At 49.0% G+C, this 14,289-nt stretch carries 10 protein-coding genes; 7 read left to right on the top strand and 3 right to left on the bottom strand.

Annotated features, from left to right (window positions below):
* The first annotated feature begins 1 nt into the window (after nt 1).
* The 3 genes from VN23_RS06155 to mltA all read left to right on the top strand — a co-directional run bounded on the left by VN23_RS06155 (nt 2) and on the right by mltA (nt 3,744).
* Nucleotides 2–2,272 (top strand): NADP-dependent malic enzyme, encoded by a 2,271-nt coding sequence (locus VN23_RS06155; RefSeq protein ID WP_046350130.1) that lies wholly within the window; start codon nt 2–4, stop codon nt 2,270–2,272.
* A gap of 69 nt (nt 2,273–2,341) precedes the next feature.
* The gene (locus VN23_RS06150; RefSeq protein ID WP_046350228.1) at nt 2,342–2,587 is read left to right on the top strand and encodes a PhaM family polyhydroxyalkanoate granule multifunctional regulatory protein; all 246 of its coding nucleotides are present in this window, start codon (nt 2,342–2,344) and stop codon (nt 2,585–2,587) included.
* A complete protein-coding gene (mltA, locus tag VN23_RS06145) occupies nt 2,584–3,744 on the top strand; it encodes a murein transglycosylase A (protein ID WP_046350129.1) in 1,161 nt (386 codons plus the stop codon). Before VN23_RS06150 ends, mltA begins: the two co-directional genes overlap by 4 nt.
* A 76-nt stretch (nt 3,745–3,820) precedes the next feature.
* Here mltA and VN23_RS06140 read toward each other — a convergent pair whose 3' ends face one another.
* The 3 genes from VN23_RS06140 to acnB all read right to left on the bottom strand — a co-directional run bounded on the left by VN23_RS06140 (nt 3,821) and on the right by acnB (nt 8,403).
* Nucleotides 3,821–4,351, bottom strand: coding sequence for an outer membrane beta-barrel protein (locus VN23_RS06140; protein ID WP_082752642.1), 531 nt, complete (start codon nt 4,349–4,351; stop codon nt 3,821–3,823).
* Nucleotides 4,352–4,496: 145 nt separating this feature from the next.
* On the bottom strand, nt 4,497–5,606 hold the full coding sequence (locus tag VN23_RS06135; RefSeq protein WP_046350127.1) for an aromatic ring-hydroxylating oxygenase subunit alpha: 1,110 nt from the start codon (nt 5,604–5,606) through the stop codon (nt 4,497–4,499).
* A 223-nt stretch (nt 5,607–5,829) separates the two neighbouring features.
* Nucleotides 5,830–8,403, bottom strand: a complete 2,574-nt coding sequence (gene acnB, locus VN23_RS06130; protein ID WP_046350126.1) for a bifunctional aconitate hydratase 2/2-methylisocitrate dehydratase — start codon at nt 8,401–8,403, stop codon at nt 5,830–5,832.
* A 391-nt stretch (nt 8,404–8,794) separates the two neighbouring features.
* On the opposite strand from acnB, the gene VN23_RS06125 reads away from it, so the two are divergent.
* The 4 genes from VN23_RS06125 to VN23_RS06110 all read left to right on the top strand — a co-directional run bounded on the left by VN23_RS06125 (nt 8,795) and on the right by VN23_RS06110 (nt 14,222).
* A complete protein-coding gene (locus VN23_RS06125; RefSeq protein WP_046350125.1) occupies nt 8,795–10,363 on the top strand; it encodes a DEAD/DEAH box helicase in 1,569 nt (522 codons plus the stop codon).
* A gap of 125 nt (nt 10,364–10,488) precedes the next feature.
* Nucleotides 10,489–11,028, top strand: a complete 540-nt coding sequence (locus tag VN23_RS06120; protein WP_156455126.1) for a GNAT family N-acetyltransferase — start codon at nt 10,489–10,491, stop codon at nt 11,026–11,028.
* A 101-nt stretch (nt 11,029–11,129) separates the two neighbouring features.
* Nucleotides 11,130–12,308: a DUF2863 family protein gene (locus VN23_RS06115; RefSeq protein ID WP_046350124.1), complete on the top strand. Its 1,179-nt coding sequence runs from the start codon at nt 11,130–11,132 to the stop codon at nt 12,306–12,308.
* 105 nt (nt 12,309–12,413) lie between these two features.
* Nucleotides 12,414–14,222, top strand: a complete 1,809-nt coding sequence (locus tag VN23_RS06110) for a GGDEF domain-containing protein (protein ID WP_046350123.1) — start codon at nt 12,414–12,416, stop codon at nt 14,220–14,222.
* The last annotated feature ends 67 nt before the right edge of the window (nt 14,223–14,289 follow it).

Genomic DNA, 14,289 nt, shown 5'->3' with positions numbered 1-14,289 from the left:
TATGGACGAAGAAATTCGCAAGAAAGCCCTCGAATATCACCGCTTTCCTAAGCCAGGTAAAATTCAGGTTATGCCTACTAAGGCTTTATCAAGCCAACGCGATTTAGCGCTGGCTTACTCTCCAGGCGTTGCGGCTGCATGCGATGCCATCGTTGAAGATCCTAACGAAGCGCGCAACCTTACTGCGCGAGGCAATTTAGTCGCGGTCATCACCAATGGCACTGCAGTACTTGGCTTGGGCGATATCGGCCCGTTAGCGAGCAAGCCGGTCATGGAAGGGAAAGGCGTTTTATTTAAAAAATTCGCCGGAATTGATGTATTCGATATCGAAATCGAAGAAAAAGACCCTGTAAAGCTCGTTGAAATCATTGCCTCGCTTGAGCCCACTTTCGGCGGGATTAACTTAGAAGACATTAAAGCGCCAGAATGCTTCTACGTTGAAAAAATGCTGCGTGAGCGGATGAAAATCCCCGTCTTTCACGACGACCAGCATGGCACTGCGATTATTGTGGGTGCTGCCGTTAAAAATGGCTTACGTTTGATCGGCAAAAAAATTGACGAAGTAAAACTAGTGGCCTCAGGCGCAGGTGCGGCGGCCATTGCTTGTTTAGACTTACTGGTATCCTTAGGTGTAAAACGTGAAAACGTGACCGTTTGCGATTCCAAAGGCGTGATTTTTGTAGGCCGTGGCCCGCTGGATGAAACCAAACAGCGCTACGCGCAAACCACAGAATCACGCACGCTTAAAGACGCACTGGTGGGAGCAGATATCTTCTTGGGGCTGTCAGGTGCGGGCCTTGTTACCGGCGATATGATTCAGCTGATGTCAGCTACCCCGCTGATTTTGGCACTGGCGAATCCTGATCCGGAAATCACTCCGCCGGATGCGCGTGCCGCACGCAGCGATGCGATTGTTTGCACAGGCCGCTCGGATTACCCAAACCAAGTTAATAATGTACTTTGCTTCCCGTTTATTTTCCGTGGTGCGCTGGATGTTGGCGCCACCACGATTAATGAAGCGATGAAGCATGCTGCGGTGAATGCGATTGCTGAATTGGCGCATGCTGAGCAATCCGATGTCGTTGCCGATGCATACGGTGGCCAGAATTTAAGCTTTGGCCCTGATTACCTGATTCCAAAACCCTTTGATCCACGTCTGATTATCAAAATTGCCCCTGCTGTAGCACGTGCGGCAATGGAATCGGGCGTTGCAACCCGCCCAATTGAAGACTGGGGCGTGTATATCGAAGAGCTGACGCAATTCGTATATAAATCGAATTTATTTATGCGCCCAGTCTTTACTGCCGCGAAAAAAGCCAATAAACGGGTGATTTTCTGCGAAGGTGAAGACGAGCGCGTCTTGCATGCGGTGCAAGAAGTGGTTGATATGGGCATTTGCCAGCCGATTATTATTGGCCGCCCTGCCATTATTGAAAATCGCATCGAAAAGCTCGGCTTGCGAATTAAAGCAGGTGTAGATTTTCAGCTGTGCAATCAGGAAGACGACCCGCGTTTCCGCGAATACTGGATGGAATACCACGACATTATGAAGCGTCGCGGTGTAGCAGAAGAGCTAGCTAAAGCCGAAGTCCGCCGTAAAACAACGTTGATCGGTGCTTTAATGCTGAAACGTGGCGAAGCGGATGCCATGATTTGCGGTACTTATGGTCAGTATCAGCGGCACCACTGGTATGTCAACAATGTTCTGGGCTTACGTGAAGGTGCCAAAGTCACTGCGGCAATGAATGCCTTGCTCTTACCAACGGGCAATGTGTTTATTACAGATACTTACGTTAATCACGATCCAAATCCTGAAGAATTGGCCGAGATTACCCTGATGGCCGCCGATACCGTGCGTAAATTTGGTATTCAGCCTAAGGTTGCCTTACTGAGCCATTCTAATTTTGGCAGTATGGATACGCCATCATCACGTAAAATGCGCGCTACGTTGGCCATCTTGCGTGAACGCGCGCCAGATCTGGAGGTCGATGGTGAAATGCACGGCGATGCCGCTTTGTCTGCCGCAGTACGTCAGCAAGTATTTCCAACATCCACACTGAAAGGTGAGGCAAACCTGTTGATTATGCCTAACCTGGATTCTGCCAATATCTCCTTCAATTTATTGAAGATGACTAGCGGTGATGGCGTAACGATTGGCCCGATGTTAATGGGCTTGGCTGCGCCAGTGCATATTCTGACGCCAACGGCTTCAGTACGCCGCATTGTCAATATGTCGGCTTTGGCCGCAGTAGAAGCTGCAGCCAGAGACTAGTTGTAAAGTAAGCCCGGCATTTCTGCTTGTCAGATGCCGGGTTTTTTATTTGCCAGCGAAGGGAACGATATGAGTGACTACAACCCTAATGATCCATTCGGCTTGTTTACCCAATTTTTTAAGCCTGCGGCGGGAAGCCCATTTACTCCGCCCATGACGATCGAAGAAATTGATCGTAAAATTGCAGAATGCCGCACGGTAGAGCAATGGCTCTCCATGCAGGTAGGCATGCTGCAAATCACGGTTAAAACCTTAGAAATGCAAAAAGCAGGAATTGCTGCTTTCAAACAAGGACTCGACCCAAAGGACCCATGATTGATATTCGCTCTAGTCGCTCCCTCAGCCTCGCCGCCCTTGCTGCGGGGCTTTTTACTGCCTGTGCCACGCCTCCTTCACCACCTTCTTTACCAAAGCAAACAGCGTCTCAACCTGCTCACGCTGTTTATCAGTCCAGCACTTGGCAAAAACTGCCTAACTGGCCAGGGGACGATTTAAGCGCTAGTTTTGCAGCTTGGCAAAAATCTTGCCCAAAATTAAAACAAGAGCCTTGGCTTAAATTATGCAGTGAGGCCAAGAACATACCGGCTCACAGCGCGCAACAATTTATTGAATCGCGCTTTAGCCCTTATCAGCTGACTAATGCTGATGGTAGCCAAACGGGCCTGATTACTGGCTATTACGAGCCAGTCTACCCAGGCAGTTTACAAAAAACCACGCTCGCTCCCTACCCCGTGTACGCACCTCCTAAAGATATGATTACGGTGGAGCTGGCGGAGCTTTACCCCGAGCTAAAAGGCAAACGGGTGCGTGGCCGGGTAATCGCCAATAAATTAGTCCCTTATTTCAATCGTGCCGATATCGTAAAAAACAATATTGATGCACCCGTTTTGGCTTGGTTGGAAAGCCCTATGGATGTGCAGTTTTTGCAAATACAGGGCTCTGGCCGTGTACGTTTAGCAGATGGCAAGCAGTTGCGCTTAGGTTATGCAGATCAGAACGGGCACCCTTACAAACCCGTTGGGCGCTGGCTGGTTGAGCAAGGAAAATTAAAAGCGGCCGATGTATCGATGCAAACGATCAGAAGCTGGGCAGATGCAAATCCTGCGCAAATAGAAACACTGCTTGATAGCAACCCCAGCTATGTTTTCTTTCGCACCCTCCCTCCCTCGAATGACGGCCCAGTTGGTGCGCAAAATATACCTTTAACCGCAGGCTTTAGCATTGCCGTTGATAAGAAAATGATTCCTTTGGGAAGTATGGCCTTTATTGCAACGGACAGACCGGATAACGGTGGAGGCATTCACCGGCTGGTTGCAGCCCAAGATACGGGTGGAGCAATCCATGGCACGGTACGCGCTGATTTTTTTTGGGGTACTGGCGATGCTGCGGGTGAGCTGGCTGGAAAAATGAAACAAAGTGGGCAACTTTGGCTGCTTTGGCCCAATCATCACCCCCTGCCTGCGGCGAATTAATAGCCGCATCTTAAAAACAATCTGATATTTTTTGCATATTTATAGATGAGGGCATCAAACCCTCATCTATATTTGCTTAAAAATGGTATTGACCACCCAAAAGTGTGGTATTTACTTTTGCCTGATTAAAATATTGATGTTCAATCTTTAAAGCCCAATGACTGCCTAATGCCATGCGTAATGCAAGGCCCACATTGCTATCGGTTTTATAATAATCTTTGGCGCCTAAGCGTCCGCTTTCAAAACGTGTCCGACCAATGCCTAATTTTGCCTGTAAATCGAAGCGCTCATTAATCGGTAGGCTGCCAATAGCAGAAACACCATAATTGGCACTGGGCGTGTAATAAGCTTCTTTATCAAACATCGTTGTCAGGCTATCAAATAAGGGGCTGACAATACCAAGTGCAACAAACTGCCCTTCAATTGCGAAATATGGATTAATTTGATAGGCAATTTGCCCGGAAAAAGCCGCATCGTATTCTGATGTGCGGCTATTGGAGTGCTGCGATCTTCCTGCTGCAAAATCAATCATTACGCCGGGTTTAATCTCGGCCTGGGCATGACCTGCAATCAACAAACAAAGTAGCGCACTCAGTAATCGCATCATATTCCTTAAACAGAAAGTGTATTTATTTAATTACGTGGCATTTATTCTACCGCATAATTACACAGCAAATACACTATCTTTCCTTATGCTTTCTACGTTCATAAAAAATGGCAGCACTAGGCTGCCATTTTAAAAATAATTGCGCTTAACGAATTGTGCTGCCTAATTCCCGCCGTAAAAACGCATGAAAATGGCGCATACCATCTTCCATTGGGCTTTGATATGGCCCGGTTTCATTACGCCCCGCTGCATATAGCGCACTACGGCCCGCTTCCATTCTACGGATAATATCCTGATCCTCAACAGCGGTTTCTGCATAAGCAGCCTGTTCTGCGGCTAATAACTCAGGCTCAAACCATGCAATATCCTCTGGGTAATAAAATTCAACCACATTTTTATAGCTGCGTGGCCCCGTTGGAATAATGGTTGAAATCACCAGCGTATGCGGATACCACTCCACCATAATATTGGGGTAATAGGTGAGCCAGATTGCACCATGCTTTAGCGCTTTGCCCTGGTCATAACGCATTAATTCGGCATGCCAATTTGAATAAACCTGAGAGCCGGGCCGGCCTAATGCATTATGCACACCCACCGTTTGAACCGAATACCAATCACCAAACTCCCAAGCTAAATCAGCGCATTCTACAAAGCGCCCAAGACCGGGGTGAAAGGGATCTACGTGATAATCTTCTAAATAAACTTCAATAAATGTTTTCCAATTGCCTTCATATTCATCGACCACTACGCTATGAAATACATATTTAGAGAAATCTAAATCTTTAGCAACGCCCAGGTTTTTTAAATCACCTTCAATATCCCGCCCAGATTCAAACAATAAGCCATTCCATGCTTGTATGGGTGTATTGGGTAAATGCAGGCAAGGATTTTTTTTAAAGTGTGGCGCACCTAATAGCGTCCCTTTTGCATCGTAAGTCCAGCGATGAATGGGGCAGACTGTATGTGATTGATTGCCCCGTCCTTCCAGCATTAAGGCTTGGCGATGACGGCATACATTGGAAAGCAGGCTCACACCTTCTTCACTGCGCTTTAAATATCGTGCGTGATGATCTGCCTCTAGCACATGATAATCGCCGATTTCGGGCACCATCAATTCATGGCCGATATAACGCGGGCCGCGGGCAAATAAGCGGTCTTGTTCTACCTGGTAAAGCGACTCGTCAAAATAAGCACTTACCGGTAATTGTGAATCGATTGTGTCTTGCACAACGGCAATATTTGCCAAGTTGGACATATCCCACACCCCCAAAAAGAGAAGGTCTAAGAGGTCTTGCCACTGCCGCTGTATCCACAGCGAACATCAGATGGGTGGGCAAGCCATCAATAAAAAAGCCGGGCATGGCGCCCGACTCGCAAAGGATCGTGATTTTCGCCGAAACAAGCCACTTTAGGCAAGTTATCTAGTGCAATCATCTAAAAAGCCACCACTTCACAGAGCAAGTGGTGGCTTCGTCTTTTTACTTCACTTCTGCTGCAATATCGCTATAGCGCTTGATTTGATCAAAATTCAGATAACGGTACACTTCGTCCGATTTTTGCTCAAGAATGCCAATATTTGCGAGGTATTCTGCATGCGTTGGAATCTTACCCAACATCGCGCAAACTGAAGCCAGCTCAGCGGAGCCCAGATAAACACGAGTATCAATCCCTAAACGGTTCGGGAAATTACGTGTTGAGGTGGAGAACGCAGTCGAGCCCTTACGTACCTGTGCTTGGTTGCCCATACATAATGAGCAGCCTGGCATTTCCATACGCGCGCCAGTGCGGCCTAATACGCCGTAATGGCCTTCTTCTGTCAGCTGCTGCGCATCCATCTTGGTTGGCGGCGCAATCCACAAACGAACCGGGATATCGCTTTTGCCTTCCAGCAGTTTGGAAGCGGCACGGAAGTGACCAATATTGGTCATGCAAGAGCCGATAAACACTTCATCAATGGTGTCGCCAGCCACTTCAGACAAGAACTTCACGTCATCCGGATCATTCGGACACGCCACAATCGGCTCTTTAATATCGGCCAGATCAATTTCAATAATCGTGGCGTATTCAGCATCCGCATCTGGCTGCATCAGCACAGGGTTAGCCAGCCATTCTTCCATTGCAGCAATACGACGCGCCAAGGTGCGGGCATCGGCATAGCCTTCAGCAATCATCCACTTCATCAGAGTAATGTTTGAAGTGAGGTATTCAGCGATCGGCTCTTTATCAAGTTGCACAGAACAACCCGCAGCGGAACGCTCAGCAGATGCATCAGACAATTCAAAGGCTTGCTCAACTTTCAGCTTAGGCAGGCCTTCGATTTCAAGGATGCGGCCGGAGAAAATATTTTGTTTGCCTTTCTTTTCTACCGTGAGCAAACCTTGCTTGATGGCATACAGAGGAATGGCGTTCACCAAATCACGCAGTGTAATGCCCGGCTGCATTTCGCCTTTAAAGCGCACCAGCACAGATTCAGGCATATCCAGCGGCATCACACCCGTTGCCGCAGCAAAAGCTACTAAGCCAGAGCCCGCAGGGAAAGAAATCCCAATCGGGAAACGAGTATGGCTGTCGCCACCGGTGCCGACTGTATCTGGCAGCAATAAGCGATTGAGCCAGGAGTGAATGACACCATCACCCGGACGCAGCGATACACCGCCACGAGTTGAGATGAATTCTGGCAATTCGTGATGCATTTTGACGTCAACAGGCTTTGGATAAGCCGCAGTGTGACAGAACGATTGCATGACTAGATCGGCGGAGAAGCCAAGGCAAGCTAAGTCTTTTAACTCGTCACGCGTCATCGGGCCGGTGGTATCTTGGGAGCCCACCGAAGTCATGCGTGGCTCGCAATACGTGCCCGGACGAACGCCGGTTACGCCACAGGCCTTACCGACCATTTTTTGCGCCAGGCTAAAGCCTTTGCCAGAATCAGCAGGAGCAATTGGGCGTTTGAATACGGTAGACGGCACTAGGCCCAAGGCTTCGCGCGCTTTGTCGGTTAAGCCACGGCCAATAATTAAGGGAATACGACCGCCAGCACGGACTTCATCAAGCAGTACATCGGTTTTTAGGCTGAATGTAGAAACAACAACGCCATTTTTCTCGATTTTGCCTTTTAGTGGGTAAACATCGATCACATCACCGGTTTCAAGCGTAGAAACATCCACTTCAATCGGTAAAGCGCCTGCATCTTCCATGGTATTAAAGAAGATAGGCGCAATTTTTGTACCTAAGCAAAAACCACCAAAGCGCTTATTAGGCACATAAGGAATATCGTCCCCTGTAAACCATAGTACTGAGTTGGTCGCTGATTTACGTGAAGAACCTGTACCCACTACATCGCCAACATAAGCGATTTTGTGGCCTTTGTTTTTGAGCACATCCAGCTGTTTGATCGGGCCAACACTGCCTGGCTGGTCGGCCACAATTCCCGGACGCGGGTTTTTTAGCATGGCCAGTGCATGCAATGGGATATCAGGGCGGGACCATGCATCCGGGGCCGGGGATAAATCGTCGGTATTGGTTTCGCCAGAAACTTTAAATACGGTCAGCGTTACTTTTTCCGGCACAGCCGGGCGGCTGGTAAACCATTCCGCATCAGCCCAGGATTGTAAAACTTGCTTGGCGAAGGCATTACCTGCATCGGCTTTCGTTTTTACATCGTGAAATGCATCAAACATAAGCAATGTTTTAGAAAGTGCGGCAGCGGCAATTGCGGCAACACTCTCGTCATCTAACAAATCAACCAGTGGCGTAATATTAAAACCGCCCAACATGGTACCTAATAATTCTGTGGCTTTGGCGCGGCTGATTAAGCTGCATACTTCGCTACCATGCGCGACGGCAGCTAAGTAGGATGCTTTTACCTTGGCTGCATTATCTACACCGGCAGGCACACGGTAAGTAATCAGATCGACAAGAAAGGCCTCTTCTCCCAAGGGCGGGTTTTTCAACAGCTCGATCAGATCGACTGTTTGCGACACATTCAGTGGAAGCGCTGGGATACCCTGTGCTGCGCGCTCTGCAACATGCTGACGATAGACTTCTAGCACGGTTGGACCTTTCAAGTGATGATGGGATAGTGTCGAGAAAAACTCAGACTAGTGACATTTTACCTGTCTGGCTTTTAGATGTGAATCAAAGTGTAACGACTTTTGTTGCACTACAATAGATAAGCAGCGCTAATTGCGCCGCCGCCGAGCAGGCGACCATGAGGGCTAAGACGATTTAGCTTGCACAATCGCTTGTCTATCGGTATGATCCGCAACCTTCTTTGTGCTTTAGCACAAATCCCCATCGTACCCTGACCTTCCCCCGCCTGTGCTGTATGAGATGCGGATTGACCGGTTAGCGTCGATGTAACGCTGACGGCCGGTTTCCGTATTTACTTCCGGAATGCGCCCGTCTTCCCGCTCGCCGCGGGATATATTCAAAGGAATATTCATGCCACATCGCGAAACTCATTCTGAAACTACGCCTAACGCTTTTGCCGAAATGGGCCTTGCCACTGAATTAGTGCAAGAGTTGATTAAGCTTGGTATCACCACACCGACTCCAGTACAAGCTGCTGCAGTTCCATTATTGATGGCTGGCCATGATGTGATGGCATCAGCTCAAACAGGTACAGGTAAGACTGCTGCATTCTTATTGCCAGCACTGCACAAGCTGTTTAAACCGGCTAAGCACAATGCACGCGGCCCCCGCGTTCTTGTTCTTACACCAACACGTGAACTTGCTGAACAAGTTGCTAAAGTTGCTACAGATTACTGCAAACTCATCCCACGTTGCAAGGTTGCTTGCGTAGTGGGCGGTGTTCCTTATCCAGTACAAAACCGTATGTTAGCCCAGCCTTACGATGTACTTGTTGCTACACCAGGTCGCTTATCTGACCTGATGCGCGGCGGCCGTATCGACTTTGGTCGTTTAGATATGCTGGTTCTGGACGAAGCGGATCGTATGTTAGACATGGGTTTCATTGACGAAGTTGAAGCAATTGTTTCTGCAATGCCAAAAGATCGTCAAACCGCCCTGTTCTCTGCAACACTTTCAGAAACAGTACAGCGCTTTGCCGGCCCAATGCTGCGTGACCCACGCTTAGTTGAAATGGAAGTAACCGCTAACGCTCAGCCACAAATCGAACAAGCTGTTCATTACGCTGACGGTTACGAGCACAAGCAAAAACTGGTTGCTGCTTTATTAAAAGAAGCCAGCGAAACACAATCAATTGTATTTACTGCAACTAAAGCAGACGCTGATGGCTTAGCTGAATGGCTGAAGCTGGAAGGCTTCCGCGCTGCAGCAATGCACGGTGACTTGGCTCAACGCGATCGTCGCCGCACATTGGATCGTTTGCGCCGTGCTGAAATCGATATCTTGGTTGCAACTGATGTTGCTGCTCGTGGTATTGACGTTGCCGGTATTGGCCTGGTTCTAAATTTTGACCTGCCACGCTTTGCTGAAGATTATATTCACCGCGTAGGTCGTACTGGTCGTGCTGGCCGTACTGGTAAAGCCATTTCACTGGTAACTAAAAACGACTTCATGTTGCTGACACGCATTCGTCGTCGTTACAACATCGATTTCGGCACTGTTTCTATGCCAGGTCTTGAAGCACGCTTCAAGCCAGGTCAAGGCGGCAATGCAGGCGGTGGCTACGGCGATCGTAAGCCTTCCGGTGGCTACAAAGGTAAGCGTCCACAAGGTGGTGGCGGCTATGCGGGCTCAAGCGCTGGCAATGGCGGCGGCTACGGTGCAGGCAATGGCGGTGGTTACGGCGACAAGCGTCGCAATGAATCACGCGGTGCAGATAGCCGTGGCGCAGGCGAGCGCAGCAGCTTTGGCGGCCATGCAGGCAGCGAATCACGTGAAGCGCGTGGCAGCTTCGGCGGCGGCGCTGGCAACACCAACAGCAACCCAGGCAGCTTCCGCAATGGTAGCAGCGACCGCGGTGCGCCACGTGCAGAACGCCCGGCCGGCAATGGTGAAACACGCCAGCGCCGCGCTAGCTGGTAAGCATATCTAGCCATTGAATCTAACTCTTAATTTGCCACTTGCAATGCAAGCCGTCAAATCAGTGTTTTTAGATTAAATGAACAGCCCATCCTCTCGATGGGCTGTTTTTACTTATGAGCTAAGCCGTGAAAATAAAACATACAACACGCATTCGTCACCTCAGCCCTAGCGACATCCCCGCAATCATGGAGATCCAGAGCGCCTGCTACCCAGCCGAGCTACTCGAAGATGCCACCCACTTGCTCGCAAAGCATCAGCAATCCCCTGCAAGCTGCTGGGTTGCAACCATCCAAGAAGAAGTATCCGCCTATTTACTGACCCACCCATGGTCTGGCGATACCCCTCCTGATTTAAACGCACCACTCCCTCCTGCCAGCGCTCACTGCAATATTCATTTTATTCACGACTTAGCTGTTCACCCCAAGGCACAAGGAGCTGGATTAGCCCGTTTATTAATGGATAGCGCTTTATCCTGGTCACAGCAACAACCCTTTACCCACCTGCGACTGATTGCAGTTGCGGGCGCAAAGTATTTTTGGCTAAAACAAGGATTCACCCCCATTGAGCCGCTTGATAACAAAATAATAAACAAGCTCAATCGCTACGGGCCTGATACGCACTATCTTGAAGCAAGCCTTTATTCCGCCCATAAAATATCGCCATAAACGCACAAAAAAACCAGCCAGCTTGGCTTAGCACTCAATTTTCTATAAAAAAATCAAACGCATATTCATTCCAATTAAATAAACCACGATCAAACGAGAAAATGACTAAACGCCCTCGCACCGTTCGCCGTAGCCGTGGTGCAGCTGAAGTTGATGAACTAATCCACATTGCCAGCAGCCTATCCCTGTCATGCACCCTTGCAGAAGATCGCTTCTGGCAAGATAAGCTCGTCGATTTACTCGAAGAGATCATTGCTGACGAAGATGAAGACACGCTCAACAGTGCTCTGGATACTTTGTCCAAAACAGATCCACAAGCATGGAATGAGCTAGCCGACCTCGTTGAGGCATGCACAGAAACTCAGAGCGTCATTATCAACAAACAAGAATGCCAAACGGTGTTGTTTGCTGTGCCTCTATTAGCTTGGTCACGATTTAATATCCCTTCCGGCCCACTCGGCGATGAGCGTGCACAGCATTTACGCCAACACTTAAGTGAGCAAGTCTTTGCCAAAGGCGTTCATTTATCTTTGGCCGATTTTTTATTTAGCCCCGATCAGCTCCCCCAGGGCTATTGCAACACCGCAAAGCTGAGCAAAATGCTAGCCAAGCTAACTGCAGAAAATGGCACACTGGCATGCGAGCAAGCCAGTAGTGCAGAACCCGCCGCCTTTTTAACTGATACTCGTTATTTATTAGGGGCCATTGCTGCACCCAAGGGGCAAGCCCTGTTTCGCTGGCAAGAGGACGAGGGCAGCACGCGCAAAGAAGTATTGGCTCAATGGCAAAAGCAAGGGCTAAGCTCACTGCAGTCCTTATTTGCCGGCTGCGCAATGGAATCACTCCTACCCGTCTCCTACTTTGCCGCCTGGCGGGAATCTGATCGTGCCTCTAGAGGCTATTCGCTTCGCGCCACAGTGTCATTTCTACAATTACTACTCAATATTGAAGCACGGCAGCTCACCTGCATCATTGCCGCATGCCACGGCAAACGCCTAGAAGAATACCGGGTTGGGTTTATAAGACGCAATGAAGAGCCCATGCTGCACGGCGTGGTCTGGCCACTGCTTGACGGAGAAGACGAGCACACCGAATGCATCGCCGAAATTGAGACCATTTTACGTGAATCAGGCATCACCGATATCGTGATTCACGAGCACACTTTCCCCATGGATCAATGCGATGATTGCGGCAACCCGCTGTTCCCGAACTTAGATGGCGATCTATTACATATAGAAACACCAGAGAACAACGACACGCCTTCGCCTCACCTGCACTAAAAGCAAACAACAGTGGCGAGCGGCAAGCCCGCCACTGCAACGCAAGCCACACACCCGATCTTGATAGACTATAATTACTGCGCCACTTAACTGAAATGACCTGCCATGCAAAAGCTCAGCAATCCCACTGATATTGCTCGTGAAACGCTCAAGCAGCTCACAACGCGCCGTGTTCCGCCAACACCCGATCATTATGAGTCGATTTATCATGAAATTGCCGGGACCACTGAACGCGACAGATTACATCCTGCAATTAAAGGACTGATCGCCAGCATGGGGGCCTTTCCAAGACAAACCCCTGAATTACACCGCAATATTGAACAGATACAAAAACACGCCAGTCAATCCAACTGGGCAAATATGCCTGCCTTAATTATTCGCAGCATTGAAAGCCAGGGCGGGCAAACCGGCCTAAGCCGCAGCTGGGCAGATTTAATTCGTGATCTTATCCGTCAATGGGAATTACGCAACCCTGTTTACACCCCGAGCCGCAAGCAAGAATCACTGGAAAAAGTACTGATTAACTTTGGCAGTGACGCCAGCTCCCTTAATGAAAAGCTATCCGCACTGATCAAAGCATGGGCCGGTGCCAGTGTAGAAAGCGGAGAAAGCCCCGAAGCCTTATCAGACAGCAATTCCGACCCAACCAACAGCGCAGCTGCAAACACCTCTCCCTCGGCAGAAGATGGAGATTGGCGGGATTGGCGAGATGCACTCACCCTTGCACTCACCGTAGGCATTGAAGCCCGCCTAACTCATAACGTTGACTTACAAGAAGAGGCTGCCAATCTGGCCACCGAAGTGGCCACGGTAAATAATCAGGCAGGCACCCAAAAACTCATGCCGCGACTACGCAAGTTTTGGTTGCGGTTAGAACTGCAAAATGATCAGGAAATACGGCTTTGCGACGGCTTAATGGGCTTGCTGCGTTTATTAACCGACAATATGGCGGAAGTTGTTATTGAAGATGAGTGGGTGCGCGGGCAAGTGGCCGTTGTACAAGCCATTATGGCGCAGCCCTTGGATATGCGAGTGATTTATGATGCTGAGGCAGGGCTAAAAGAAGTCTTATTCAAACAAGGACAAATTAAACACAACCTTGTAGAAACGCAAACCGTCCTTAAAAACATGATTGCCACATTTATTGATCGCTTAAGTGTGATGTCTGATAGCACCGATCAATATCACAGCAAAATCAGTGAGTATACCGAGCAAATTCAACAGGCCAACAATCTAAACAGTATCAAAGATGTGCTGGAGTCTTTGCTTGGCGACACACGCAGCATGCAGCTTGATGTGCGCCGCTCACGGGACGATCTGATCGAAGCCCGTGCTCAGGCCGATAATGCCCAGCATCGCATTATTGAGCTTGAACAAGAGCTCACTCACGTTAGCCAGAAAGTACGCACCGATCAGCTAACAGGCGCATTGAACCGCCGCGGCTTAGAAGAAATGTTTGATGTAGAGCTGGCAAGAGCCTTACGGAGCGAAAGCCCGCTCAGCATTGGCTTATTAGACATCGACAATTTTAAAAAATTAAACGATAGCCAAGGGCATGCCGCCGGTGATGCTGCGCTTGTACACTTGGTTTCTGTAGTGAAAGATCTTTTGCGCCCCAGCGATTCTGTAGCTCGCTATGGCGGTGAAGAATTTGTATTGATTCTGCCGGAAACAGGCATTGATGAAGCGGTGAGCGTAGTGCAACGCTTACAACGCGAACTCACCAAACGCTTTTTCCTGAATAATAATGAAAAATTGCTTATTACATTTAGCGCGGGTGTTGCGCTGGTTCTACCCGGCGAAGTAAGGGATCAAGTTATCGAGCGTGCAGATCAAGCCATGTATCAGGCAAAAAAACTAGGCAAAAATCGCGTAGAAATCGCCGAAACACCTACTGGTGTAGCCTTAAGATAGCCCGCATTGCCATAAAAAATGCCGCCATAGCCATGGCGGCATTTTTTATGGCAATGAGATCAACCCC

The sequence above is a fragment of the Janthinobacterium sp. B9-8 genome (assembly GCF_000969645.2).
Taxonomy (GTDB): domain Bacteria; phylum Pseudomonadota; class Gammaproteobacteria; order Burkholderiales; family Chitinibacteraceae; genus Iodobacter.
Note: the sequence above shows the minus strand (reverse complement) of the source record. Positions and strands in the feature narration are given on the sequence as shown.

Bases quoted from the DNA above. Each gene is read 5' to 3' on its own strand.
- VN23_RS06155 (WP_046350130.1), top strand. From the start codon at position 2: ATGGACGAAGAAATTCGCAAGAAAGCCCTCGAATATCACCGCTTTCCT.
- VN23_RS06150 (WP_046350228.1), top strand. From the start codon at position 2,342: ATGAGTGACTACAACCCTAATGATCCATTCGGCTTGTTTACCCAATTT.
- mltA (WP_046350129.1), top strand. From the start codon at position 2,584: ATGATTGATATTCGCTCTAGTCGCTCCCTCAGCCTCGCCGCCCTTGCT.
- VN23_RS06140 (WP_082752642.1), bottom strand. From the start codon at position 4,351: ATGATGCGATTACTGAGTGCGCTACTTTGTTTGTTGATTGCAGGTCAT.
- VN23_RS06135 (WP_046350127.1), bottom strand. From the start codon at position 5,606: ATGTCCAACTTGGCAAATATTGCCGTTGTGCAAGACACAATCGATTCA.
- VN23_RS06125 (WP_046350125.1), top strand. From the start codon at position 8,795: ATGCCACATCGCGAAACTCATTCTGAAACTACGCCTAACGCTTTTGCC.
- VN23_RS06115 (WP_046350124.1), top strand. From the start codon at position 11,130: ATGACTAAACGCCCTCGCACCGTTCGCCGTAGCCGTGGTGCAGCTGAA.
- VN23_RS06110 (WP_046350123.1), top strand. From the start codon at position 12,414: ATGCAAAAGCTCAGCAATCCCACTGATATTGCTCGTGAAACGCTCAAG.